General features: G+C 72.0%; 15 protein-coding genes. 5 read left to right on the top strand and 10 right to left on the bottom strand.

The window, feature by feature from the left end; all coding sequences use genetic code 11:
* Position 1 precedes the first annotated feature (1 nt).
* On the bottom strand, positions 2–667 hold the full coding sequence (locus CFK38_RS11110; protein ID WP_096803126.1) for a TetR/AcrR family transcriptional regulator: 666 nt from the start codon (positions 665–667) through the stop codon (positions 2–4).
* 158 nt (positions 668–825) lie between these two features.
* Here CFK38_RS11110 and CFK38_RS11105 point away from each other — a divergent pair, with 158 nt between their 5' ends.
* Entirely contained in the window at positions 826–3,588 is a 2,763-nt protein-coding gene (locus tag CFK38_RS11105; RefSeq protein WP_096803125.1) for an MMPL family transporter, read from the top strand.
* On the top strand, positions 3,585–6,296 hold the full coding sequence (locus CFK38_RS11100; protein WP_096803124.1) for a YhgE/Pip domain-containing protein: 2,712 nt from the start codon (positions 3,585–3,587) through the stop codon (positions 6,294–6,296). The genes CFK38_RS11105 and CFK38_RS11100 overlap by 4 nt, the downstream gene beginning before the upstream one ends.
* A gap of 9 nt (positions 6,297–6,305) precedes the next feature.
* Here the strand turns inward: CFK38_RS11100 and CFK38_RS11095 are convergent, their stop codons facing one another.
* The 5 genes from CFK38_RS11095 to CFK38_RS17175 all read right to left on the bottom strand — a co-directional run bounded on the left by CFK38_RS11095 (position 6,306) and on the right by CFK38_RS17175 (position 14,309).
* Complete coding sequence (locus CFK38_RS11095) at positions 6,306–9,731, bottom strand: error-prone DNA polymerase (protein ID WP_096803123.1); 3,426 nt, start codon at positions 9,729–9,731, stop codon at positions 6,306–6,308.
* A gap of 24 nt (positions 9,732–9,755) precedes the next feature.
* Positions 9,756–11,480 carry a DNA polymerase Y family protein gene (locus CFK38_RS11090; protein WP_096803122.1) on the bottom strand — a complete coding sequence of 575 codons (1,725 nt, stop codon included), beginning with the start codon at positions 11,478–11,480 and terminating at the stop codon, positions 9,756–9,758.
* Complete coding sequence (locus CFK38_RS11085) at positions 11,480–12,286, bottom strand: hypothetical protein (protein ID WP_245851009.1); 807 nt, start codon at positions 12,284–12,286, stop codon at positions 11,480–11,482. Before CFK38_RS11085 ends, CFK38_RS11090 begins: the two co-directional genes overlap by 1 nt.
* Before the next feature lie 194 nt (positions 12,287–12,480).
* On the bottom strand, positions 12,481–12,783 hold the full coding sequence (locus tag CFK38_RS11080) for a YrhK family protein (RefSeq protein ID WP_096803121.1): 303 nt from the start codon (positions 12,781–12,783) through the stop codon (positions 12,481–12,483).
* 53 nt (positions 12,784–12,836) lie between these two features.
* Positions 12,837–14,309, bottom strand: coding sequence for an HNH endonuclease signature motif containing protein (locus CFK38_RS17175; protein ID WP_157773456.1), 1,473 nt, complete (start codon positions 14,307–14,309; stop codon positions 12,837–12,839).
* A gap of 479 nt (positions 14,310–14,788) precedes the next feature.
* On the opposite strand from CFK38_RS17175, the gene CFK38_RS11070 reads away from it, so the two are divergent.
* Together CFK38_RS11070 and CFK38_RS11065 are read left to right on the top strand one after the other, a co-directional pair.
* The gene (locus CFK38_RS11070; RefSeq protein WP_096803120.1) at positions 14,789–16,045 is read left to right on the top strand and encodes an MFS transporter; all 1,257 of its coding nucleotides are present in this window, start codon (positions 14,789–14,791) and stop codon (positions 16,043–16,045) included.
* Positions 16,046–16,131: 86 nt separating this feature from the next.
* Positions 16,132–17,163: an NAD(P)-dependent alcohol dehydrogenase gene (locus tag CFK38_RS11065; protein WP_096803119.1), complete on the top strand. Its 1,032-nt coding sequence runs from the start codon at positions 16,132–16,134 to the stop codon at positions 17,161–17,163.
* Positions 17,164–17,201: 38 nt separating this feature from the next.
* Here the strand turns inward: CFK38_RS11065 and CFK38_RS11060 are convergent, their stop codons facing one another.
* The 4 genes from CFK38_RS11060 to CFK38_RS11045 form a co-directional block, all read right to left on the bottom strand.
* Positions 17,202–18,002 (bottom strand): SDR family NAD(P)-dependent oxidoreductase, encoded by an 801-nt coding sequence (locus CFK38_RS11060; protein WP_096803118.1) that lies wholly within the window; start codon positions 18,000–18,002, stop codon positions 17,202–17,204.
* A 2-nt stretch (positions 18,003–18,004) separates the two neighbouring features.
* Positions 18,005–19,189 carry an NAD(P)/FAD-dependent oxidoreductase gene (locus CFK38_RS11055; RefSeq protein ID WP_096803117.1) on the bottom strand — a complete coding sequence of 395 codons (1,185 nt, stop codon included), beginning with the start codon at positions 19,187–19,189 and terminating at the stop codon, positions 18,005–18,007.
* Positions 19,190–19,322: 133 nt separating this feature from the next.
* Positions 19,323–20,936 (bottom strand): FMN-binding glutamate synthase family protein, encoded by a 1,614-nt coding sequence (locus tag CFK38_RS11050; RefSeq protein WP_096803116.1) that lies wholly within the window; start codon positions 20,934–20,936, stop codon positions 19,323–19,325.
* A complete protein-coding gene (locus tag CFK38_RS11045) occupies positions 20,936–22,789 on the bottom strand; it encodes a thiamine pyrophosphate-requiring protein (RefSeq protein WP_096803115.1) in 1,854 nt (617 codons plus the stop codon). The genes CFK38_RS11050 and CFK38_RS11045 overlap by 1 nt, the downstream gene beginning before the upstream one ends.
* A 290-nt stretch (positions 22,790–23,079) precedes the next feature.
* Between CFK38_RS11045 and CFK38_RS11040 the strand changes: the two genes are divergently transcribed.
* On the top strand, positions 23,080–24,306 hold the full coding sequence (locus CFK38_RS11040; RefSeq protein WP_096803114.1) for a cytochrome P450: 1,227 nt from the start codon (positions 23,080–23,082) through the stop codon (positions 24,304–24,306).
* The last annotated feature ends 11 nt before the right edge of the window (positions 24,307–24,317 follow it).

Genomic DNA, 24,317 nt, shown 5'->3' with positions numbered 1-24,317 from the left:
ATCAGCGCGGGCGCGGCGCGATGAAGGCGTGCAGAGTGCCCAGGATCGTGGTCGCGGCGAGCTCCGTGACGTCGCGGTCCTCCATCTGCTCACGCAGCATCAGGTCGATGAAGATGCCCATCAGCAGCTGCGCCAGATCCTCCGGTGCCAGCAGGGCCCGCGCACCGGAGGCCTCGAGCCGACTCGAGAGCAGCGCGCCGATCTGATCCCGGAGCCGCTCCCGCTGCACCGCGAGCGCGGCGCGCATCTGCTCGTCGCGCAGGGAGCGCGCGATTGCATCCGAGTACAGCAGGTACCACTGGCGGCCGAAGGGGCGGATCCCCTCGAACACCGCGAGCATGACGCCCGCGTCATCGAGGTCCGTGACCCGGGTGCTGCCGCGCTCCTCGGCCTCGGTCACCGCGGAGACGACCGAGCTGTTCGCGATCGCGATGAGCTCGGCGGTGACCTCGTCGAACAGGGCGGTGAAGACCTCCTCCTTGGTGGAGAAGTTCGAATAGAAGGCACCGCGGGTGAAGCCGGCGGCGGTGACCAGGTCATCCACCGTCGCGCCGTCGATCCCCTTCTCGACGAAGACCTCGAGCGAGGCTCGGACGAGCTTGGTGCGGGTGTTCTCCCGGCGCCGGGTGCCCGCGGACTCCGGCAGCGGCTCGAACAGTTCGCTCATGGCTCCTCGTGGATGTGTCGACGCTCACTCCCCCGCCATCCGTTCGTGCCGGGGTGTTGTTCCGACAGTATCGCACCGATACAGTTCTGTATCGAATGCGTGGGCGTCTCGAACAGGCGGTCGACGTCTCCCCTGCTCGTCTGCGACCTGGAGGTCCCGTGTCCTCGTCCCTGTACCGCCTCGGTCTGCTGATGGCCTCCCTGCGCTGGAAGATCGTCGGCGGCTGGGTCCTGCTGCTGGTGATCGTCGGCGGTCTCGCCGCGGGTCTCGGCGGCACCTTCACCTCCGACATCGAGATTCCCGGCACCGAGGGGCAGCGCGGCATCGACGCCCTGGCCAACCGCTTCCCGGAGATGGGCGGCACCGCCGGGCAGGTGGTGTTCGTCACCGAGGACGGCTCCCCGGTGGACGAGCACCAGGACCAGATCGATGCGCTGATGAGCGACATCGGAGAGGTCGAGCACGTCTCGGTCGCCCCCTCCCCCTTCGACGACCTCTCCCCCGGCACCCTCAGCGAGGACGGCACCGCGCTGATCGCCCAGTTCCAGATGGACTTCCCGACCGGGGTGTATCCCGAAGCATCTGTCGAGGAGATCAGCCGGCTGGTCGAGGAGGCCGACACCGCGGCGCTGGACGCGAACCTCGGCGGTCAGGTGCTGCACAGCTCGGAGATCCCGTTCGGCATCGGCGAGATCGCGGGCGTGATCGTGGCCCTGCTCATCCTCGCGATCGTGTTCCGCTCCCTGGTCCCCGCGGTGATCCCGATCATCACCGCGATCGTCGGCGTCGGCGTCTCGATGCTCGCCCTGGTCGCCCTCTCCGCAGGGGTCGACATCCCCTCGGTGACCACCGCGCTCGGCGCGATGCTCGGCCTCGCCGTCGGCATCGACTACGCCCTGTTCATCCTCTCCCGCCACCGCGACCAGCTCAGCCAGGGCGATGACGTCCGCGACTCGATCGGCAAGGCCCTGGCCACCTCCGGCAGCGCCGTGATCTTCGCCGGCATGACCGTGATCGTCGCCCTGGTGGGCCTGTTCATCACCGGTATCCCCTTCCTCACCGTGATGGGTGTGGCCGCGGCCGCGACCGTCGCGCTGTCCGTGGTGGTCGCGCTGACCATGCTCCCGGCGCTGCTGGGGATCTTCGGGGAGCGGCTGCGCCCGCGCCGCATCCGCCGCCGGATGCAGGAGAACGGCGGCGCCCTGCCCGCGCCCGACCCGCAGGCGGCGCCCCGCCGCAGCCTCCGCCGCAGCTGGGTGCGCCTGGTGACGAAGGTGCCCGCACTGACGATCCTGGTGGTGATCGTCGGCGTCGGCGCTCTCGCCCTGCCGATCAAGGACCTCGAGCTCGCCCTGCCGGATCTGGGCACCGAACCGCGCGGCACCGCCGCCCGCGACACCTACGATCTGGTCGCCGAGGAGTTCGGTCCCGGCTACAACGGTCCGCTGCTGGTGACGGCCGACATCATCAACACCACCGATCCGCTCGGCGTGGTCGACGAGCTCGAGAGCGACGTCGCCGCCCTCGAGAACGTCAAGGAGATCCAGCTGGCGACCCCGAACCAGGGGGCGGACATGGCCGTGGTGGTGGTGATCCCCGAGGGCGGCCCCACCGACCAGTCCACCAAGGATCTGGTCGCCGAGCTGCGGGACCGCGCCGACGGCTGGGAGCAGGAGCTGTCGATCTCCGATGTCACCGTCACCGGTGCCACCGCCGTCGGCATCGACGTCACCGACAAGCTCTCCTCCGCGCTGCTGCCCTTCGCACTGTTCGTCGTCGGTCTCTCCCTGATCCTGCTCGCCCTGGTGTTCCGCTCGATCTGGGTGCCGCTCAAGGCCTCCGTCGGCTACCTGTTCTCGGTCGCGGCGGCCTTCGGGGTGACCGCGATGGTGTTCGAGTACGGCTGGTTCAACGGCCCGCTGTTCGTCCACGTCAACGGCCCGGTCGTCTCCTTCATGCCGATCATGGTGATGGGGGTGCTGTTCGGCCTGGCGATGGACTACGAGGTGTTCCTGGTCTCGAGGATGCGCGAGGAGTTCGTGCACACCGGCGATGCCCGCGGCGCGATCGAGCGGGGCTTCACCGCGAACGCCCCGGTGGTCACCGCCGCCGCCCTGATCATGGTCTCGGTCTTCGCCGGCTTCGTCACCTCCGGCTGGTTCATGCTGCAGCCGATCGCCGTCGCCCTCGCCGTGGGCGTGCTGGTCGATGCCTTCGTGGTGCGGATGACCTTCGTGCCCGCCGTGCTCGCGCTGCTGGACCGGCACGCCTGGTGGCTGCCGGGATGGCTGTCCCGCGCGCTGCCCACGGTCGACGTCGAGGGCGAGGGCCTGGCCGCGGTGCTCGAGCACCGCCGCTGGACCCAGGAGCACGGACAGCATGCGCTGCGCCTCGAGGACACCGTCGCCCCGCTGCTGGGCGCGCCCGGCACCCTGGGTCCGCTGACCGGTGCCATCGCCCCCGGCACCCTGCTGGTGGTGCGCGCACCGGACGACGCCGCGCGCGGGACCTTCCTCGCGCTCGCCGCGGGACGTCACCGCCCCCGCTCCGGGATCCTCGCCGTCCACGACCGCCTCGCCCCCGACGACGTCGCCGCGATCCAGGGCCGCACCCACTGGATCGGTGCCGGCGAGCAGGTCTCCGAGCGCCTGGCCGGGCTCAGCGAGCACGGCCTGGACCGCACCGTCGTCGTCATCGAGCAGATCGGCGACCTCGCGCATGCCGCCGCCAGCGACGACATGCTCATCGCGCGCCTCGATGCGCTGCTGGAGGCCGGGGCCACGGTGATCGTCGGCTCCCGCAAGGACCATCCCATCGACGCCGAGCGCCGCCTGCACGGCGCGCTGCGCGCTCCCGACCGTCTGCTCGCCCTGTCCGTCCAGCGCTCCACCGCCTCGACCCTCGAAGGAGCCCACGCATGAACCGCCTGTCGCATCCCCGCACCCTCCTCGTCGTCCTGGTGCTGCCGCTGCTGGTGGTCGGGCTCGGCATGTGGGCCCTCAGCGGCCGGGTGGACCGCCTGGACACCGTGCCCGCAGCCGTGGTGAACCTGGATACGGGTGCCGAGATCGAGAACGCCGACGGCGAGGTCCAGTCCGTGCCCTTCGGCCGGCTGCTGGCCGGCGCGCTCACCCAGCCCGGCACCGTCGAGGGGCAGGAGATCCCGGAGACCACCGGCTTCGACTGGCAGCTGACCAACCTGGAGGACGCCGAGCAGGGCCTGGCGGACGGCGACTACTCCGCCCTCGTGGTGATCCCGGAGGACTTCTCGAAGCACCTGGCCACCATTGGCACCCCGGAGGCATCCCAGGCGATCCTCGAGGTCACCACCAACGACGCCAGCGGCCAGATCAACACCCTGGTGGGCACCGCGGTCGCCGAGGCCTCCGCCTCCACCATGGGCGGGCAGATGGCCGAGCAGTACCTCAACGGCCTCTACCTCGGCTTCAACGACATCCAGGAGGGTCTCTCCGACTCCGCGGACGGCGCCCGGGAGCTCGCCGACGGCAGCTCGGAGCTCGACGACGGCGCCCAGGAGCTGGCCGACGGCACCCGCACCCTCGCCGAGGGCACCGACGACGCGGCCGACGGAGCGCGGACGTTCTCCGACGGGGTGTGGACCTTCGCCGACGGCAGCTGGCAGCTGGCCGACGGATCCCGCACGCTCGCCGACGGCCTCGACGACCTGGCCACCGGCGCGGAGGACCTCGCGCGCGGCGCCCACGGTCTCCAGGACGGCATGCACGGCACCGACGGGCAGCCGGGTCTGCTCGACGGCGCCCGGCAGCTGGCCGCGGGTGTCGAGGGTGACGGCACCGCCCAGAATCCGGGCCTGGTCGCCGGCGCTGATCAGCTCGCCACCGGCCTCGAGCAGTTCGCGGGCGGGATCGCCCGGACCGACGCCGCCGTCTCCGGTGACGGCACCGCCGAGAACCCCGGCCTGGTCCCCACCGCACAGCGGGTCGCAGGCGGCGCCGCCGAGCTCGGCCAGGGCGCGCAGCAGGCCGCCGACGGACTGGCCGGCACCCCCGACCAGCCCGGCCTCGCCCAGGCCGCCGAGGGCGTGGTCGCCTACAGCACGTCCGCCGGGGACATCGCCACCGGGATGGACGAGCTCGTCGACGGTGCAGGCACCGCGGAGGAGCCCGGCATGACCGCGCTGTCCGGGAGCATGGAGCAGTCCGCCTGCGCGCTCGCCGAGCGATACCCCGAGGACGACCAGGCACAGCTGCTGTGCGGCCAGGCCGGCGGGATGGTCCAGTACGTCGCCGGTGTGGACGAGGCCGCCTCCGGCCTGGACACGGTCGTCAGCGGCGACGGCACCGCCCAGAACCCCGGGCTGACCGCCACCGCGCAGGGCGTGGGACAGGGCGCGACCGATGCCGCGGCCGGCGTCCAGCAGCTCGCCGACGGGCTCAACGGCACCGACCAGCAGCCCGGCCTGGTCCAGGGCACCCAGGGTCTGGTCACCTACGCCGAAGGCATCGAGACCGCCTTCACCGGAGACGGCACCGGCGAGAATCCCGGCCTCACCGCCTCCGCCCAGCAGCTCGCCACCGGTGCCCGCAGCAGCGCTGACGGTGCCGGGCAGCTGGTGAACGGGGTGACAGGTCTGCAGGAGGGCCTGGTGCAGTACGCCGAGGGCGTGGATCAGCTCGCCGTGGGCGCCGACCAGCTGGCTGAGGGAGCCCGCGCCAGTGCCGACGGGGCAGGAGGCCTCGCCGAGGGCACCGGTGAGCTGGCCGAGGGGGCGGACGCTCTCGGCACCGGCGCGGATCAGCTGGCCGACGGGACCGAGGAGCTGGCCGAGGGCACCGGAGACCTGGCCGACGGCACCGATGACCTCGCCGAGGGCACCGACCAGCTCGCCGAGGGCAGCGATGACCTGGCCGAGGGGCTGCGCGAGGGTGCGGACTCCGTGCCGACCTACTCCGAGACGGAGCGCGCCCGGATGGGCGAGATGGCCGCCGCGCCCGTCGGCACCGAGGCGGAACAGTGGAACGAGGCCGAGGGTGCGGACACCGCCACCTTCCCCTTCGTCACCGGGCTCGCGCTGTGGCTGGGCGCCTTCGGCACCTTCCTGCTGCTGCCGGCCCTGCGCCGCCGGCTGCTGGACCGGGCGCTGCCGATGTGGCAGGTGGTGCTGCGCTCGCTGGCCCCCGCGCTGGTGATCGCCGTGGTGCAGTCCGTCGCGGTGCTGGCGGTGCTGACCGCCATCGGCATCGCGCCGGTCTCCCCGCTCACCGTGGGCGTGGTGACCCTGGCCGGTGCGGTGATGTTCGCGGCCCTGCACCAGGGCCTGCTGACGGTGCTCGGCGCACGCATCGGCCGGATCTCCTCGATCGTGCTGATGGTGCTGCAGGTGGTGACGCTGGTGGGGATCCTGCCGGTGGAGACCGCGCCGGAGCTGCTGCAGTCGCTCAGCTCCCTGATGCCGCTGTCGATCGTGACCCAGGGCCTGGTGCATGCCGCGCTCGGCGGGACGCTGGTGAGCACCACCAGCACCCTGCTGGCGATCCTCGCCTGGACAGCGGTCTCGCTGGCGGCGACGCTGGTGGCCTCGCGCCGGGCGCGGCTGGCCGATCGCTCCGCGCACGTGGGCGCCCGGCCGGTGCCGGCGCTGGCCTGAACCGCCTGTTCACTGGAAGTCCCTGGACCGGCCCGCCGCGGCCAGGTCCAGGGGCGCCACCTCGTCGGCGACCAGGTTCACCGCTCCGCTGCGGTTCTCCACGATGCCGCGCAGCACGATCGCCCGGGCGGTGCGCAGCAGGGCCCGGTGCCGCACCCAGAAACCCTGGGAGCAGACGACGTTGAGGATCCCGGTCTCGTCCTCGAGGCTGAGGAAGGTGACGTTCCCGGCGGTGGCCGGGCGCTGGCGGTGGGTGATCACCCCGGCCACCCGGATCCGGGTGGAGTCCTCCACCTCCCGGGTGCCGGCGATCGAGAGCACCCCGTCGGCCGCCAGCTGCGCCCGCACCAGCGCCATCGGGTGCTCGTCCAGGGTGATGCCGGTGGCCCAGGCGTCGGCGGTGGCGAGCTCCGCCTCGCTCATCCCCGGCAGCATCGGCGCCTGCGCGCCGACCGCGAGGTGCGCCAGGGTGCCCGGGGACTCCTGGGCGGCGGCGCCCGCGGCCCACAGCGCCTGCCGGCGCGTGCTCGCCAGCGCGTCCAGCGCCCCGGCGGTGGCCAGCGCCTCGAGCTGGCGCGCGGTCAGCCGCACCCGGCGGGCGAGGTCCGGGACGGAGGCGAACGCCCCGCCGCGCTGCCGCTCCTCCACGATCTCCTCGGCGGTCTTGGTGCTGATCCCCCGCACCTGGTCCAGGCCCAGCCGGATCGCCGGGCCGCGCGCCGCAGCCTCTCCCTGGACCTGCTCCCGCGGCGGATCCACCTGGTATCCGTGATGGTCCTCGTCGGTCTCCAGGTCCGTGCGGGCCCGGCTCCTGAGCACGTCCGGGCCGCGGGTGAGCACGCCATGACGGCGGGCATCGGAGACCAGCGACTGCGGGGAGTAGAAGCCCATCGGCTGGGAGCGCAGCAGCGCCGCGGTGAACGCGGCCGGGTAGTGGCACTTCAGGTACGAGCTCGCGTAGACCAGGTACGCGAAGGAGTAGGCGTGGGACTCGGGGAAGCCGTAGTTGGCGAAGGCGAGCAGCTTGCGGTGGACCGCCTCGGCGTCCTCCCCCACGATGCCGTGCCTGGCCATCCCCGCGAACAGGGCGTCGGAGAGCTCGAGCATCTTCTGGGTGGAGCGCTTGGAGCCCATCGCCCGCCGCAGCTGATCGGCCTGGGCGGGGGTGAAATCGGCGACGTCGACCACCATCTGCATCAGCTGCTCCTGGAACAGCGGGATCCCGAGCGTGCGGCCCAGCGACTTCTCCAGCCGCGGGTGGAGGAAGGTGACCGCCTCCTCCTTGTTCCGGCGCCGGATGTAGGGGTGCACGGAGCCGCCCTGGATGGGGCCGGGACGGATCAGCGCCACCTCCACCACCAGGTCGTAGAACACCCGCGGCCGCAGCCGGGGCAGGGTGGAGATCTGCGCGCGGGACTCCACCTGGAACACCCCCACGCTGTCCCCCGCGCACAGCATGTCGTAGACCGCGGGGTCCTCCTGGGGCAGGGTGCGCAGCTCGAAGTGCTGTCCGTGATGCTCGGCGATGATCGTCAGTGCATGGTCCAGCGCCGTGAGCATCCCCAGCCCCAGCAGATCGAACTTCACCAGGCCCGCATCGGCGCAGTCGTCCTTGTCCCACTGCAGCACGGAGCGGTTCTCCATCGCGGCCCACTGCACCGGGCACACCTCGATCACCGGGCGGTCCGCGAGCACCATCCCGCCGGAGTGGATGCCGAGGTGGCGCGGTGCATCCCGCAGCTGATGGGCGAGGGCCACGACGTCGCCCGGCACGTCGGCGTCGGCGAGCGAGGAGAAGGAGCGCTCGATCCGCTTGGCGAAGGCGTCCTGCGCGCCGGGGTCGTAGCCCAGCGCCCGCGCCGCGTCGCGCACCGCGAGCTTCGCCCGGTAGGTGATGACGTTGGCGACCTGGGCGGCGTTCTCCCGGCCGTAGCGGTCGTAGACGTGCTGGATCACCTCCTCGCGGCGGTCGGAGGCGATGTCGATGTCGATGTCCGGCGGTCCGTCCCGCTCCGGGGCCAGGAAGCGTTCGAACAGCAGGTGGTGGCCGACGGGTTCGACCGCGGTGATCCCCAGTGCGTAGCAGACGGCGCTGTTCGCGGCCGAGCCGCGCCCCTGGGCGAGGATCCCCTCCCCGGCGCAGAAGTCGACGATCTCGTGGACGATGAGGAAGTAGCCGGGGAAGTGCAGATCGATGATGACCTGCAGCTCGTGGTCGATCTGCGCCCAGGCGCCGGGGATCTGCTCGGGACGCTCCGCCGTCGGCCGGGGGCCGTAGCGCTCGCGGCCCTCGATCTCCACCAGCTCCACCAGCCAGCCGGCCTCGTCGTGCCCGGAGGGCACCGGGAAGGGCGGCAGGTCCGGGGCCAGCAGCCGCAGGTCCAGCGCGCAGTCCCGGCCCAGCCGCGCCGCCTGCGCGATGGCGCCCGGGTAGCGGGGCAGCAGCTGGGCCATCTCCTCGCCGCTGCGCAGGTGGGCGGGGCGGGAGGAGAGGTGGGGGTCGGCCCGGGCCAGCGGCACCCCGGCCCGCAGGGCGGCGTGGGTGTCCGCCAGGCGCTTGTCGGAGGGGTGGGCGTAGTGGGCGTTGGTGGTGGCCACCAGCGGCAGCGAGATCGTATCGAGGCCGTGGTCCTCCCGCACCAGGCGCGCACCCTGGGCGAGGGCGTCGTGCAGCTCGTCCGCCTCTCCCCCGCCGCCGGCGACCAGCTCCACGGCGACGTTCCCGGTGCCGAACAGCTCCACCAGGCGGGTGATGGCGCCTGCCGCCGCGCGGGCCGCCGCCTCCAGGTCCCCGCTCTCCAGGTGCCCGGCCGCGGCCCGGGTCACCGCTCCCTTCCGGCAGCCGGTGAGGATCAGCCAATGCCCCTCCCGGGCCAGGCGCGACAGCTCCGCCAGCCGGTAGCGCGGGGCGGCCTTCTGCCCGCTGTCGAGGTGGGCACGGGCGATCGCGGCCGAGAGCTGCCGGTAGCCGGCCGTGTCCCGCACCAGCACCAGCAGGTGCTCCCCCGCCGGGTCCGGGATGCCGGTACGGGGCGCGGAGACGATCGGGGTGGCGCTCGCGGCCTCCGCCCCGGGCTCGAGGCCCAGGGTGAGCTCCGCCCCGAACACGGTGGCGATCCCCGCCTCCCCGGCGGCCTTGGCGAAGCGCACCGCCCCGGGCAGTCCGTCGTGGTCGACCAGGGTGATCGCCCCCAGCCCCAGCCGGGCGGCCTGGGTGACCATGTCCTCGGGGCTCGAGGCGCCGTCGAGGAAGCTGAAATGGGAGTGGGCGTGCAGCTCCGCATAGTCGATGGTGCGGGCGGGCCGGTAGGTGTCATCGGTGGCCTGACCGGTGTGCTCGACGATGACCGGCGGGGAGACCACCTCGGCGGGACGGTCCGAGAGGATCGCCTCGAGGTCCTTCCAGGCGGGTGGGCCCAGGAACCAGCGGGCCATCAGTCCCCCTCCTTCGATCGACCCTCAGTCATAGAGCCCCTCCACCATCCACTCCCCCGTCCGCGACAGCGCCAGCACCGCGGTCTCCTCGGCGTCCGCGCCGCGCACCACCAGCTGCAGGCGGGCGGCGCGGTGGCCGCCTGGCGCCCACCAGCGCTCGTCGATCACGACGGGGGCACCGTGGCCGAGCACCGGGCAGCCGGAGCCGGCGCGCAGCCCCGCTCGCTGCAGGGCGGGCAGGCCCGGTGCGGCGATGAGCAGCCGGGCCGGTGGAGCGCTCAGCAGCCCGCGGGCGGTGACCACGACGGGCCGGCCCGCGGCGTCCTCGAGCCGCACCGGCGGTGGCTGCCGGAACACGGTGGCGGGCACCGGACGCGGCAGGGAGCCCGGCCAGGGGCCCTCGCGCCGGGCGGGCTTCTCGCTGCGCCAGGGCACGAGCGTCACCTCCTCGGCGAGCAGCCGGCCGCCGGTCAGGGCGGGGACCTGCACCGCGTCCTCCCCCGCCAGCCCCTGGGCCCGGGCCAGGGCACGGGAGGCGCGCTGGGCCGCCTCCCCGGCGCTGCCCCACAGGGCGGGGGCGTTCTCCCCCGCCGGGGCCAGCTGCAGCGGGTGCAGGCCGATCCGGGTGATCGCGCCGGTCGCGGGACCGCCCAGGCGGGCGCGGGTGATCCAGCCGTCGCACTGCCAGCGGAGGCGGTCCACGATGTCGGCGACGGTGAGCGCCCCGTCATGCCGCCAGGTGCGCTCCATCTCCTCGCCGCCCTCGGTGCGGGCCACGATCCGCAGCCGGGTGCACACCAGCCCCCGCTCCACCAGCATGGTGTGCAGCTGCTCGGCGAGCGGGCGGGCGATGAAGGCCGCCTGGTCGGTGCGCACCAGCGGGGTCTCCAGTGTGGTCTCGGCGAGGAGCGGCTGGGTGGGATGGTGCGCGGCGGGCGGAGCGGGTTCCTGGCCGCGGGCCAGCAGGTGCAGGGTCGCGACGTCGGGCCCGAAGCGGTCGGCGACCGCGGCCGAGGGGAGCGCAGCGAGGTCGCCGAGCGTGGTGATGCCGAGCCGCTGCAGCAGGTCGACGGTCTCGGCGAGGTCCAGCCGTCGTTCCGGGCGGGTGGCCGAGGGCTGGCCGCGATGACCCCAGCCCGGACCGACGGGAGCGCTGCGCAGGGTGATGATCGGGTGCGGGGCGAGGTACTCGGCGCTGCGCCCCTCGCGCACGATCCGACCCGGCGGGGAGGCCAGCAGCGCGGCGAAGGGGCCGTCGGCGATCCCGACGGCGCAGTCCCAGCCGGTGAGCTCGGCGACCGCGTCGAGGATCCGCTCGGCCAGGGCCCCCTCGCCGCCCTGATGGCGCGCGGGGCCGCGGGCCGACATCAGCAGCACCCCGGGGCGCAGCACGTCCACCCCGGCGGCGATCGTGTCCACCGCGGCGGCGACCAGTTCGAACAGGGAGGATTCGTGTTCCCGGTCCGCCTCCAGCACCAGCGCCTCGGGGCAGGCCGCCCGGGCGGCGCGGCGCTTCATCCCCGGTGCCACCCCGGCCTCCCGGGCCGCGGCCCCGGCATGGGTGACGCGGTGCTGGTCGAGCAGGACCACGGGCTCCACGGCGAGGTCGAGGGCGGGGGCGTCCTCCTCGCGGCGCTGGTGGCGGTCCAGCGCCGCGAGCAGCGGCCAGTCCGGGACGGTCACGGCGACGGTGCGGGTCGCGGCAGCGGTCGCAGCGGGGGTCGCGGTGGGTGCGACGGTCGTGCTCATCAGCCCGCCCTCCGCACCGGCGGCAGCAGCCGCATCGGGGTCGCAGCGGCGCGATCCTCCGCAGCGCTCTGGGGCGCCTCCGCGATCATGCCGTCCACCTGCGGCAGCAGCACCCGGGCCGTGCGGTGCCCGGCGATCCCCCGCCCCTCGGCGGTGATCTCGAGGCGGCGCCGGCGCAGCCGTCCCGAGCCCTGCCCGAGACCGGTCCACCCCGAGGTGGTGGCCCGCAGCGTGAGATCGGCACGGCCGGGCGGGACGGCGGCGAGGACGAGGGTGTCGGCGGTGCGGGCCCGACCCAGCAGGCTGCGCCAGAGCGCGGGGGCGAGGTCCAGCTCGGGGCCGAGCACGAGCACTCCCACCCCGTCGGCCAGGGCGGAGAGCACCTGCGGGCGCTGGTCCCCGCCGGCCGGGGCGAGGGCGAGCCGGCAGGGGTCCAACCCGGCGTCCAGGGCGGCGCGCAGCCCCAGATCGGGCATCCCGGCGATCGCGCACCAGGAGTCCTCCCCCGCCGCGGCGACCGCGAGGGAGAGCAGCAGGGAGGTGCTCGCCGCACCCTCGAGCGCCACCGAGCTGCCGGCCCGCAGGCTGCCGCGCGGGAACAGCGTCGCCAGCGGTCCCGGCACCGGCAGGCGGGCGCCGAGCCCGTCGTCGGCGGCATCGTCGGCGGATTGCGGCGACGACCGCAGGGCGGTGCGGTCGATCCGGCCGCCCCAGCGTGCGGCGGAGCGCTCGGCCGCGCCCAGGGCGGCCCGGGCCCGGGACAGGCGCTGCTCGCGCTCCTCCGTCGCCTGCACGGCTGTGCTCATCACGCGTCCTCCTCCCGCTCCTCGCCGTTCCTCTTCGCACAGATGTTCGAACAGGGGTTCGAACTGTACGCCTCTGCGGCGCACCCCTCAAGGAGTCCGGGTCATGACTTCGAACATGCATACGAAGCCTGCGGGAGGGGTGTGACAGGCGACGGTCACGAGGGAGGGGGCAGGAGCGGGGCAGCGCTGACCGGTCAGCCGTCGGTCATCGGCGGGCCCTCCGGGGCCCTTCCCGCCAGCCGGTCCACCTTGTGCGATCGGGCCAGCCAGAGCTCTCGGATGATCCGGATGCTGGGCTTCGCGGCGAAGAAGAGCGACCCGACCAGGAAGCAGACCGTTCCTGCGAACTGCGTCTGCTCGAAGAAGAACAGGATGCTCCCGACGACGAACAGGAGCGCGGCGAGGACGTCGGCGATCGTGTGCAGGATCTCGAACATCGCGTAGCGACGAGCCTGCTGCGCGGTGACCTGACGGGCTCTGGGATCGAAGAGTCGCACTGTGCCTCCTGGCGGGTCGGGCGTGCCAGGTTACGCCGCGTCCCCTCGCGGCCTCAGTACGGCGGTGGCGGCGGGTTCTTCCGCCGCTCGAGGGCCCGCCGTCGTGACTCGCGCCGTGCCTGGTAGCGGGCCCAGGAGTCCATGAGCGCCTCGGTCATGTGCGGGGTGGCGAGGTCCTCGTTGTCGCGGACGATCACGGTCACCCGATCCTGGATCGACCAGGCGGTCCGTCCCGGAAGGCCGGGAGTGCTCGGCAGGCGGGTCGGGTCGAGCAGGCCGGCGGTCTTCGCCCGGTGGTGCTGCCAGCACAGCAGGTGCAGGTTCTCGATCTCGGTGAGACCTCCGTGCTCCGGATCCCCGTGGTCGTACTCCTCGATGTGGTCCGCCTCGGAGGCCCAGGAGGTGGGGCGGGTGCATCCGGGGACCGCGCAGGTGGTGTTGCGCAGGCGCAGGTGCTCGAGCATGGCGCGGGTCGGGGTGTAGCGCGTCGCGGGCAGCGGCAGGAAGGTGCCGCTGCACGGATCGGTGAGCACGCGGTGCCAGGTCTCGCTCTGCCCGGCCAGCTCGCGTGCCATCGCGGCGGGGATCGGGGTCGTGCCCTCCAGCAGGCCGGGCTCCTGGGAGCCGCCGAGCAGCGTCAGGACGGGCACGGTGACGTTGAGGCGGAAGCGAGGCTGTGGCACCTGGACCCCGTCGGTGTCGAAGGCCGCACCGCCCAGCAGGTCGTACTGGAGGAGGGCGAGGGAGGCGGGGGTCGCCGTCTCGGCGACGGTGCCCCGCGGATCCAGCGGGGGCGCCTCCCCTGCCTCGAAGGCGCGGCGCTGGGCGGCCTGGATCGCGCGGGCGGCGGAGTCCAGCCGCTGGGCGAGGGCGAGGATCTCCGGGGCCGGGCCGACCACCCGCAGGCAGCCGATCCCGTCATCCCGGGTGGGCAGCAGCTCCACCCGGCGCCGGCCCTCAGGAGTGAGGTGGGCGGGGGTCTCCTGCTGGGACTCCACGCGACCGAGCAGGCGCGAGAGCCGGTGGTGGAACTGCTCCGTGGTCACCGTGGCGGGCCACAGCGAGACGGCGGCGTCCACGACAGTCATCTGGTGCGGGGTGAGATGCCGGGTGCGGCGCAGGATCCGGTCGAACCAGGCGGCGGGGAACTCCCCGCACTCCAGCCGGGGCAGGGTGAGGGGCAGCTGGGTGACCGCGATGTGGGCGTCGCGGAGGATGCGGTCCGCGACGGTGCGGGTGCAGCGCAGGGCGAGTGCCGCCGAGAGGAGCTCCGCCTCGGCGGCGTCCGCGTCGCATTCCTCGCTCTCCGGGTCATGGAACGACGGGGCGAGCGCGGTGAAGCGCGCGGCGAGGTGCCGGCTCTCCTGGATCGAGGCGGCATGGATGGATCGCAGATGCGGCGGGAGGACAGGTGCGGCGGGAGTGGGTTCTGAGAATGAGCCGACCGAGAGTTCCGACCCGGAGGAGACCTCACCGGCCGCGTCCTCATCGAACGGCACGTTCGTGCCAGCGCGAAGATCACCCATTGTGCACACCTCCTCCCGGACATGGTCGACGAATTCTCGCGAAAACAATGTGCAGATCTGCGAGAGCTGAAAGAATTGCCTTCCCGCAACTCTACCGAGGCGTCGCGCCGGCGCAAGACCCCGCGGAGAAACTGTGGACAATGTGGATAAGCAGGTGGTGTGGAGGAACGGCGCGCCGCAGAATTGTGCATAAGTGGTCTCGGTGGAGGAACGGTCGGCCTGCTCACGGTGGACGGGCGCCCACTGTGGAGGAGCGGTCGGCCCCGGGTGCCGCGGATAGCTGGGCTCTGCAGGCGGGCCAGGAGTGATTCCGACGGCTGCAGAGAAACCCATCCCTGAGGACCGTGCGAGGGAAAGAGAACAATGCCTAACACGCCTTTTCGGTCGCCCGGGACGCACGGACGATAACACAGCTCAAGGCCGCCCACTGAACAATGCTGGAAATGGGATCACCGCACACAGAGCGCTATTGTCGAACCATGCCGAAGAATGCACGCACCCGCCGCCGCTCCACGCTCGGGGAGTTGTTCGCCGCTCCCTACGTCACCGCCGCGGCGACGCTGTCCGCAACCCCCGCGATGCGCCTGCTCGCGCTGCTCACCACCGTCAACGCGCTCGGCAACGGGCTCTTCGCCACGATCAGCGTGCTGTTCTTCACCCAGCACCTCGGATTCTCCGTCGGCTTCGTCTCCGCGGTGCTCGTCGTCGCCACCGTGCTCGCGATCGGCGGCGATCTGCTCAGCGGCAGGTTCTCCGATGCCTCGAGCCCGAAGCCCGTGCTCCTGGCCGGGCTCATCCTCTCCGCCGTCGCCACCGCCCTGCTGCTGGCGGTCCGGGAGCAGGTGGGATTCGTCCTCGTGCTGTGTCTGATCAGCCTCGGGCAGGGGCTGTGCATGTCCTCGAACACCACCCTGATCCGGCGCGTGGCGCGAGAGGATCCGGCACTCGCCCGCGCCTCGCTGAGGTCCCTGCTCACCCTCGGCATCTCCGCCGGTGCGCTGCTGGCCGGGCTGGTGCTGGGCAGCGGCAGCGCGACGGCGTTCCGGATCGCGATCCTCGGCGATGCGGTCACCTTCGTGATCGCTGCCGGGCTGCTGCTGCGCATCACGGTGCCGGCGGCGCCGGAGGGCGGTGCCGGGCGTCCGCGCCCGGTGCTCCCCGATCCGCGGTTCGCCGTGTTCTCGCTCGCCAACGGCGCGATCGGCATCCACCTGCACGTGCTGTCCTTCGCGCTCCCCCTGTGGACGGTGCTCCATCATCCGGAGCTGACCTGGGTCGTCGGCCTCCTGGTCGCGCTCAACGCCCTGTTCGCCGCCACCTTCCAGGTGCTGGCCAGTGCCGGGATCACCAGCATCCGCGCCGCGGGTCGGCGCCTGGTGATCGGCGCCGTCTGCCTCGCGGTCTCCTATCTCTTCTTCCTCTCCGGCTGGTCGGCCTCGCCGGTGGTCCTGGTGCTCGCGCTGGGCGGCTTCCTGCTCGCCCACACCGCCGGGGAGGTGCTGTACAGCGCCGGGACGATGGAGCTGCTGTTCCGTCTGGCGCCGGCGCGGCAGCAGGGCCAGTACGGGGCGTTCTACGGGATCAGCAACGGGCTGATGTCCTCTGCCGCGCCGGCCGTCCTCGGTGCGGCGATCGCGCTCGGCGGCGGGTGGGGATGGTGGGGGCTGGCGGCGGCGACGGTGCTGCTGGCGCTGCTGATCCGCGCAGTGAGCGGTGGAGCGCGGACCGTCCGGTGAACCGGCCCGGACCACCGCTGGGCGGTATGGCAGAGTGCATTGCAGGGCCTTGGACGGCCTGTCACGGCCGAGCGGAGGAGTCCTGCATGCGCGCGCTGATGCTGCACGAGAAGAACCGGATGTCGATCGAGGAGGTCGAGCCCGCCGGCGCTCCCGGCCCCGGTGAGGTGCGGATCGCGATGCACACCGTCGGCATCTGCGCCTCGGACGTGCACTACTGGACAGATGGCAGGATCGGCCCGTTCGTGGTGAGAGCGCCGATGATCCTCGGGCACGAGGGTGCCGGCACCGTCGCAGAGGTCGGTGAGGGCGTGAGTCACCTGGCCGTCGGCGATCGTGTCGCGATGGAGCCCGGTGTCCCCGATCCCCGCTCCCGTGCGGTGCGCGAGGGCAACTACAACGTGGATCCCGGCGTGCGGTTCTGGGCCACCCCGCCGGTGCACGGCTGCCTCGTCGACGAGGTCATCCATCCCGCCGCCTTCACGTATCTGCTCCCCGACAGCCTCAGCTTCGCCGAGGGGGCGCTGATCGAGCCGTTCTCCGTCGGCATGTTCGCGGCGACGAAGGCCGGGATCACGCCCGGCGATGTCGTGGCCGTCGTCGGGGCCGGCACGATCGGGATCATGACCGCGCTCGCCGCGCGTGCGGGCGGCGCCAGCACCGTCTTCATCTCCGACGTGCTGCCGCAGAAGCTGGCCCTGCTCGACGGGCTCGAGGGCATCGTCACCGTGGACGCCACCCAGGAGGACCTGGGCGAGCGGGTGCGCGCGGAGACCGGCGGCTGGGGACCGCAGGTGGTGTTCGAGGCCACCGGCGCCGTCGCCGCCTACGCGAAGCTGTGGGAGCTGCCCGCCCCGGGTGGCCGCATCGTGCTGGTGGGCATGCCGGTGGATCCGGTGCCCTTCGACATCGCCACCGCCCAGAGCCGCGGCATCTCGCTGGAGACGGTGTTCCGGTACGCGAACGTGTACCAGAAGGCGATCGACCTCGCCGCGAGCGACGCCGTGGACCTCTCCCGCTTCGTCTCGGAGACCTTCTCCTTCGACGACTCCGTCGGCGCCTTCGAGCGCTTCCTCGAGGGCCGCCCCACCGATGTGAAGATCCAGATCACGCTGTAGGCGTCGTCTGCTCCTGCTTCCTGCAGTGCAGGAGCTCCTCAGACCGTCGCGACAGAGCCCCCATCCACGCGGTAGTTCGAGCCGGTGATGAAGGAGGCGCGGTCGGAGCACAGGAAGGCGATGACCGCAGCCACCTCCTCGGGCTCGCCCCGACGCTTGAGGGCCAGGTGGGGACGTTCTTCATCGAGGAAGGAGCGTATGGCCTGCTCCCTGTCGACCCCGAGCTGAGCTGAGCGCTTGTCCATCATCGCGTCGGTCATCGGCGTGTGGATGAATGCCGGAGAGACCGCATTGACCAGGAGCCCTTCACGGGCGTACGTGCGCGAGAGCCCCTTGGCCAGTGCGAGCACCCCGGCCTTCGAGGCGCAGTAGGGCAGCTCGTCGTCATAGGGCTGCACCGCGTCCTCCGAGGCCAGGAAGATCAGCCGACCCCACTGCCCTCGTCGCAATGCCGGAAGGAACTCCCGCGTGATCCGTACGGCGCCGAGCAGGTCCGTGCTGAGCGTGTCGACCCATCCTTCATCATCGATCTCGTGGAAGAGCCCCTGGGCCCCGGTGATCCCCGCGGCATGGATGAGGATGTCGATGTCGCCGATCTCCTCCTGCACCGCCTCGCCGAGCTCGGTGATCTCCTCACGGCGGGTGATGTCCGCGGCATGGTGGAACAGCTGGCCCTCCGGAGCCTCGAGCGCTGCCGCGGATCGGGCGAGCGACGATGCCTCGCGATCGGTCACGAAGACCGTGACCCCTTCGTGCAGGAGCTCCTGTGCACTGTGCCATCCGATGCCGGAGTCGGCTCCGGTGATCAGTGCCTTCTTCCCTCTGATTCTCAGATCCATGGTCAGCCTATGCTCCCTCGAAGAAGTTCCCGGTCGGTGATCGCCTCGGCGATCACCGTTCGAGCGGCGTCCCGTGCACCCTCGATCTGCCACAGCAGCACACCGACCGGCCGCCCCTGGTCGTCGAGGTAGTAGACGACGCTGCGCTCGGTGTCGAGAGGGACCTCGAGCGTCTCCAGGGTCGGGTCGAGGGTACCCACTGCTTCCCAGCGCACCCCGTAGACCATGGAGTAGAAGTAGGGCGTGTGGTCGTAGGGGGCCTCGGCCCCGGCCATCGACCGTCCGGCGGCCGCTCCGGATTCCCGTGCATGGTCGACGTGCTCGATGCGAGTACGGCCGAGGACGACGTCCGGGTACTCGATGATGTCGCCGGCCGCCCAGATCGAGGGATCGGACGTCCTCAGGGTCTCGTCGACCACGACGCCGTCGGCGACGTCCAGGCCCGCGTCGCGGGCCAGCTGGAGACGGGGGTCGGCACCGAGGCCGACCACGACGATGTCCCCGCCGAGAGCGGTCCCGTCATCGAGGGTGACACCGACATCCGCATCGTCGAGGATCGTGAGGCGCTCGGCCCGTCGCCCGGGGCGCAGCTCGACCCCGTGATCGGTGAAGAGCTTCTGGTGGCGTTCTGCGATGCTGGGCGGGAACCGCGAGGCACCGAGCACGTCCTCGGGGAACACCAGCGTGACATGGGCGCCGTTGACCGAGAGGGCCGCGGCGATCTCCGCACCGATGTACCCCCCGCCGACGACGACGGCACGGGCGCCCTCGGTCATCAGATGGCGCAGCGTGCGGTAGTCGGCGAAGCTGCGGAAGTGGATGATGCGCTCGTCCTCCGGCCCCTCCAGCCGGCGGGGCTCGGAGCCCGTGGCCAGCAGCAGCCGCCCGTAGCCGAGACGCTCCCCGCTCTCCAGCTCGACCTCCTTGGCCTCCCGGTCGATCGCGGTGACGCGGGTGCGCACCCGCAGTTCGGCACCGGTCTGCGCGGCGGTGCCCAGCGGGACGGAGTCCTCGCTGAAATCGGGATCGGTCCACAGCTTCTTGGACAGCGCGGGACGGGTGTAGGGCGCGTCCTCATCGGTGCTCACGATGCCGATGGTGCCGTTCGCATCGTGCTCACGAAGAGCACGAGCCGCGTCGTCGGCGACCTGGCCGCCACCGACGATCAGGTAGTCGTACGAGGTCATCACGGGGATCTCCTTCGTCGAGTCGTCGTCCGTCTCCGAGTAGACACGCTCGCGCCCGGAACGTCGAGCTCCGGGCGGGATGTCGACCGTTCGGTCTCGCCCTCGACGCGCGCACACCCGGTCATCCGGCCCGCTATGCACCGTCGGCCGAACCGGCCGGATCCTCGCTCACCTGACGGTGCCTGCGATGCAGCTGCTGCGCAGGACGCGCGCCCTGGAACCGGTGGGCGTCCGCCTCGTCCCAGTCCCGGGCCCAGTCGGGGTGGTCGGTCCCGGTGAGGAGCTCGCCCTCGTCCAACCAGGTGTACAGGTCCTCGTAAGTCATGACCCGAGCCGGATCGATCCGTCGCAGCACGTGCCGCGGGCCCAGGTCGTCGAACGAGTGCAGCCCCATCGAGGCGAGCAGCTCCATGGCTGAGCGGACCGTCGCCTGCTGATAGCGCATCACCCGCGGCCCCTTGTCCGCGACGACCACCGCTCGACCACGCCTAGGATCCTGCGTGGCCACCCCGCTGGGGCAGGTGTTGGTGTGGCATCGCTGGGCCTGGATGCACCCGGTCGCCATCATCATCGGCCGGGCGGCGTTGCAGAAGTCCGCGCCGAGAGCGATCTTGCGGATGATGTCGTTGCCGCCCGCGATCTTCCCGGAGCATCCGATGGCGACCTTCTCGCGAAGTCCCGTGCCCACCAGCGCGTTGTGGACGATCACCAGGCCATCGGACAGCGGCGTCCCGACATGGTCCTCGAACTCCAGGGGCGCCGCCCCCGTCCCGCCCTCGGCGCCGTCGACGGAGAGCCAGTCCGGGGAGATGCCGGTCTCCAGCATCCCCTTGCACATGGCGAGGACCTCCGAACGGCCCCCGACGCAGAGCTTGACGCCGATCGGCTTGCCCCCGGAGAGGTCCCGCAGCCGGGCCACGAAATGCATCATCTCCACGGGCGTGGCGAAGGCGGGGTGGGCCGCTGGGCTCACGCAGTCCTGGCCCTGCGGCACATCCCGCGCCTCCGCGATCTCCGGGGTGATCTTCTCCGCCGGGAGCACTCCCCCGACCCCGGGCTTGGCGCCCTGGCTGAGCTTGATCAGGATCCCCTTCACCTCGGGCCGGGTCGCCTTCTCGGAGAACTCCTGCGCATCGAACTCGCCGTCACGGGTCCGGCAGCCGAAGTATCCGGAACCGATCTCCCAGATGATGTCGGCCCCGTATTCCAGGTGGTACTTGGAGAGGCCGCCCTCCCCCGTCTCCTGGGCGAACCCTCCATGCTTCGCGCCGTAGTTCATGGCCCGCACGGCGTTCGCCGAGAGGGATCCGAAGCTCATCGAGGAGATGTTCAGCATCGCGGTGTCGTACGGCTGGGTGCAGTCGGGGCCGCCCAGACGCACCCGAGGGGGCGTGGCCATCGGCTCGAGAGGGCTCGCGGCGTGGAGGATGTGATCGTAGCCGGCGCTCGTGATGTCGTTCTCGGTGCCATAGGCATCCGCGTCACCGAGGCCCTTCGCCCGCTGATAGATCATCGTGCGGGTGTCCCGGTCGAACGGCCGGCCGTCGTTGTCCCGCTCGATGAAGTACTGCTGGATCTCGGGACGGATCGACTCGAACAGCCAGCGGGTGCGACCGACGACCGGATAGATCCGCAGGATCGAATGCTTGCGCTGGAAGAGGTCCCGGACACCGAGACCCGCGACAGCGGCCGCTCCCAGAGCAGCTCCCGTCAGTGCGGTGGCGGAACGGAGGGTGCGGGGGGACATCAGTGCTCCTGGTCTTCTTCGAGATCGCGCTCGTGATCGATGTGCATCGTCTTCCTGGCGCGCTCGACGCCCTCCGCCAGCAGCGCCTTGGCGGAGTCCCGGACGACCTCCGATCGCGCCGGGTCCTCCTGGAGCAGCGCGATGCCGGTGTTCTTCGCGAACTCGCGGGAGATCCGCGGGGGCAGGGGCGGAACACTCCTGCTGGTGCGGGCGTCGATCAGGGTGACGCCGCGGTGGGCGAAGGCAGTCTCCATCGCTTCCTCGACCTCGCTGTCCTCGGTGACGCGGAGGCCGGTGAACCCCAGCAGCTCCGCCCATCCGGCGTAGTCCACGGACTCGACGTCCTGCGCCGTGGGCCACAGCGGATCGGCATCCTGGGTCCGCATCTCCCACGACACCTGGGTGAGGTCGTCGTTGTGCAGGACGACGACGATGAACTGGGGGTTCTCGACCCAGCTCTCGAGGTGCCTCTTGACCGTGATGAGCTCGTTCATCCCCAGCATCTGGAAGGCGCCGTCCCCGATCGTGCACACCACCGTGCGCTCGGGGAAGGCGAACTTGGCGGCCGTCGCGTACGGCATGGCGCCGAGCATCGTGGCCAGGCGGCCGGAGAGGTCGCCGGTCATGCCCTCGCGCAGTCGGATGTGATGCCCGTACCAGTCCGCCGTGGTCCCGGCGTCGGCGGTCACGATCGCTCGAGGGGGCAGGCGCTTGTTCAGCTCGTGGAACACCCGCCGCGGATTCACCCCGTCCTCGACGGTGAGCATGGCCTGGGCCTCCATCTCCTGCTCCCACGACTCCATGCTCTCCGCGACCTGCTTCTGCCACGACAGGTCCTCGGTCCTGGTCAGGTGGGGTATGAGCGCTGCCAGCGTCGCTCTGACGTCGCCCCAGAGATTCAGCTCCGTCGGATAGCGCAGGCCCATGTGCTCCGGCTTGAGATCGATCTGCAGCGCTCTGGCCTGGCCGCTGGGAGGCAGGAACTCGCTGTAGGGGTAGTTGGTCCCGAGCATCACGAGGGTGTCGCAGTCGCTCATCTGCTCCGTGCTCGGCAGGCTGCCGAGCAGCCCGAGCTGCTGGGTGTGGTGGGGCACCTCCGAGGGGATGACGTGCTTGCCGCGCAGCGCCGTGACGATGCCGGCGCCGCAGAGGGAGGCCGCCTCGAGGATCTCGTCGGTCGCTCCGCCGGCCCCGTGGCCGACCAGGAAGGAGACCCTGCTGCCGGAGTTGATGATCTCGGCGGCCCGGGCGATGTCCGCGGCGGGGGGCGTGATCGACGTCGATGCGGCGACGGCGCTGGACCGCGCGATGGAGGCGGAGGGGACCTGCATCTCGGGCATGTCCATGGCCTGGACGTCGTGGGGGAGGATCACCACGGCGGGGCCCAGGCGGAGCCGGGCGGTCCGGAACGCGGTGTCGAGGACCGCCTGCGCCTGGGCGGGCGTGACGACGGTCTGCACATAGACCGCGACATCGGCGAAGGTCCGTTCGAGATTGCTCTCCTGCTGCACGAAGGTGCCGAGGGACGTCGTCGGCTGCTGCCCGACGATCGCGACCACCGGCTGATTGTCCATCTTCGCGTCGTAGAGCCCGTTGAGCATGTGGAACCCGCCGGGGCTCGAGGTGGCGATGCACACCCCGACCTCGCCGGTGAACTTGGCGTGCGCCGTGGCCATGAGGGAGCACGCCTCCTCATGGGTCGGCCGCACGTACTGCAGGCCCCGGTCCGCGCGTTCCGCCGCACCGAGTGCGCCGTCGAAGGCACCGATCCCGTCACCCGGGTACCCGAACACACGACGGATCCCCCACTCCCGGAGTCGCTCGATCACGAAGTCACTGACGGATGCGGTCACGATGGAGTTCTCCCTCTCGTCGGTGGGGCGGCGGGACGGCTCGATTCCCGGTCCGTCTGCTCTGCGAGGTCCGGGGGCCGCGCAGGCTCAGCGTAGCCACCCCTCGGCGGATCCGGGGTGCAGCGGCCGTCCGAGCGGTCCGTGCGTTGCCTCCGGCACCTGCGCGGCCTACCGTCTGGACGACGAGGGCCGCGCCTGCTCCGATCGCATCGCGAGCCCGGCGGGGTGAGCCGCCGGGTCCGCGCGCGTCGGCGAGGGACGAGCCCGATCACGACAGCTGGGAGGCCACGGTGCGCACGGTCCCGTTCGACAGCACGCTCGCGTTCCTTCGCGAGGGGTATCCGTTCATCGCGTCGCGGTGCGATGCCGCCGGCACGGATCTGCTGACCACCCGGCTGCTGCTGCGACCGGTCACGCTCCTGCGCGGTGCCGAGGCGGCGCAGATGTTCTACGACGGCACGCACCTCACCCGCCGGGGAGCGATGCCGACCATGGTCCAGCACCTGCTGCAGGACGAGGGCTCCGTCCAGAGCCTCGATGGCGCGGCGCATCACCGCCGCAAGCGGCTCTTCCTGTCCCTGATGGGCGCCGAGGCGATGGATCGTCTGAGCGCGCTGTACGAGCTCGAGTGGGACCGAGCGCTGACCAGGCTGCACGGCACCGGCCGGGTGCGGCTCGATCACCTCAGCCGGGTCGTCCTCACCCGGGCGGCGCTGCGCTGGTGCGGCATCGCGCTGGACTCCCTGGACGTCCCCCGCCTGACGACCGAGCTGAGCCTGATGGTCGACCAGGTGGCCCGGCCCGGGCCGGCGAACTGGTATGCGCGATGGCGACGTCGTGGCACCGAGACCTGGGCCGCCGGGCTCGTCGAGCAGGTGCGTGCGGGGGACCTGGCCCCACCGCCGCATACGGCGCTGGCCGTCCTGGCGACCCACGCCGAGGACGGGGCCCTGCTCCCTCCGCGCATCGCGGCGGTGGAGCTCCTGAACCTCCTGCGGCCGCTGCTGGCCGTCTCCCGCTTCATCGAGTTCGCCGCTGTCGCGCTGGTGAGGCATCCGCAGTGGCGGGACGCCTTCGCCGCCGGAGAGGAGAGCGATCTCGAGCCGTTCGTCCAGGAGGTGCGACGCTTCTTCCCGTTCTTCCCCGTGGTGCCGGGACGGGTGCGTGCCCCGTTCCGGTTCCAGGGCCATGAGCTCGGCGTCGGCGACTGGGTGGTCCTGGATCTGTACGGCACCTGTCACGACCCCCGATCGTTCCCGGACCCCGACAGCTTCCGGCCCGAGCGCTTCCGGGGCTGGTCGTGGCAGGAGGATCCCTTCACGCATATCGCTCAGGGCGCCGGACGCCATGAGGACGATCACCGGTGCCCCGGCGAGTGGAGCACGGTCGCCCTGCTGAAGCAGGCCGTGCGGCTGCTGTGCCGCGACGAGCTCGAGATCCCCCCGCAGGACCTCTCCATCCCCCTGGATCGCTTCCCGGCCGCCCCTCGCAGCGGCGTCGTGCTCGCCGGGCTGTGACGGCGACGTCC

Origin of the sequence: Brachybacterium vulturis (assembly GCF_002407185.1) — a bacterium.
Taxonomy (GTDB): domain Bacteria; phylum Actinomycetota; class Actinomycetes; order Actinomycetales; family Dermabacteraceae; genus Brachybacterium; species Brachybacterium vulturis.
Note: the sequence above shows the minus strand (reverse complement) of the source record. Positions and strands in the feature narration are given on the sequence as shown.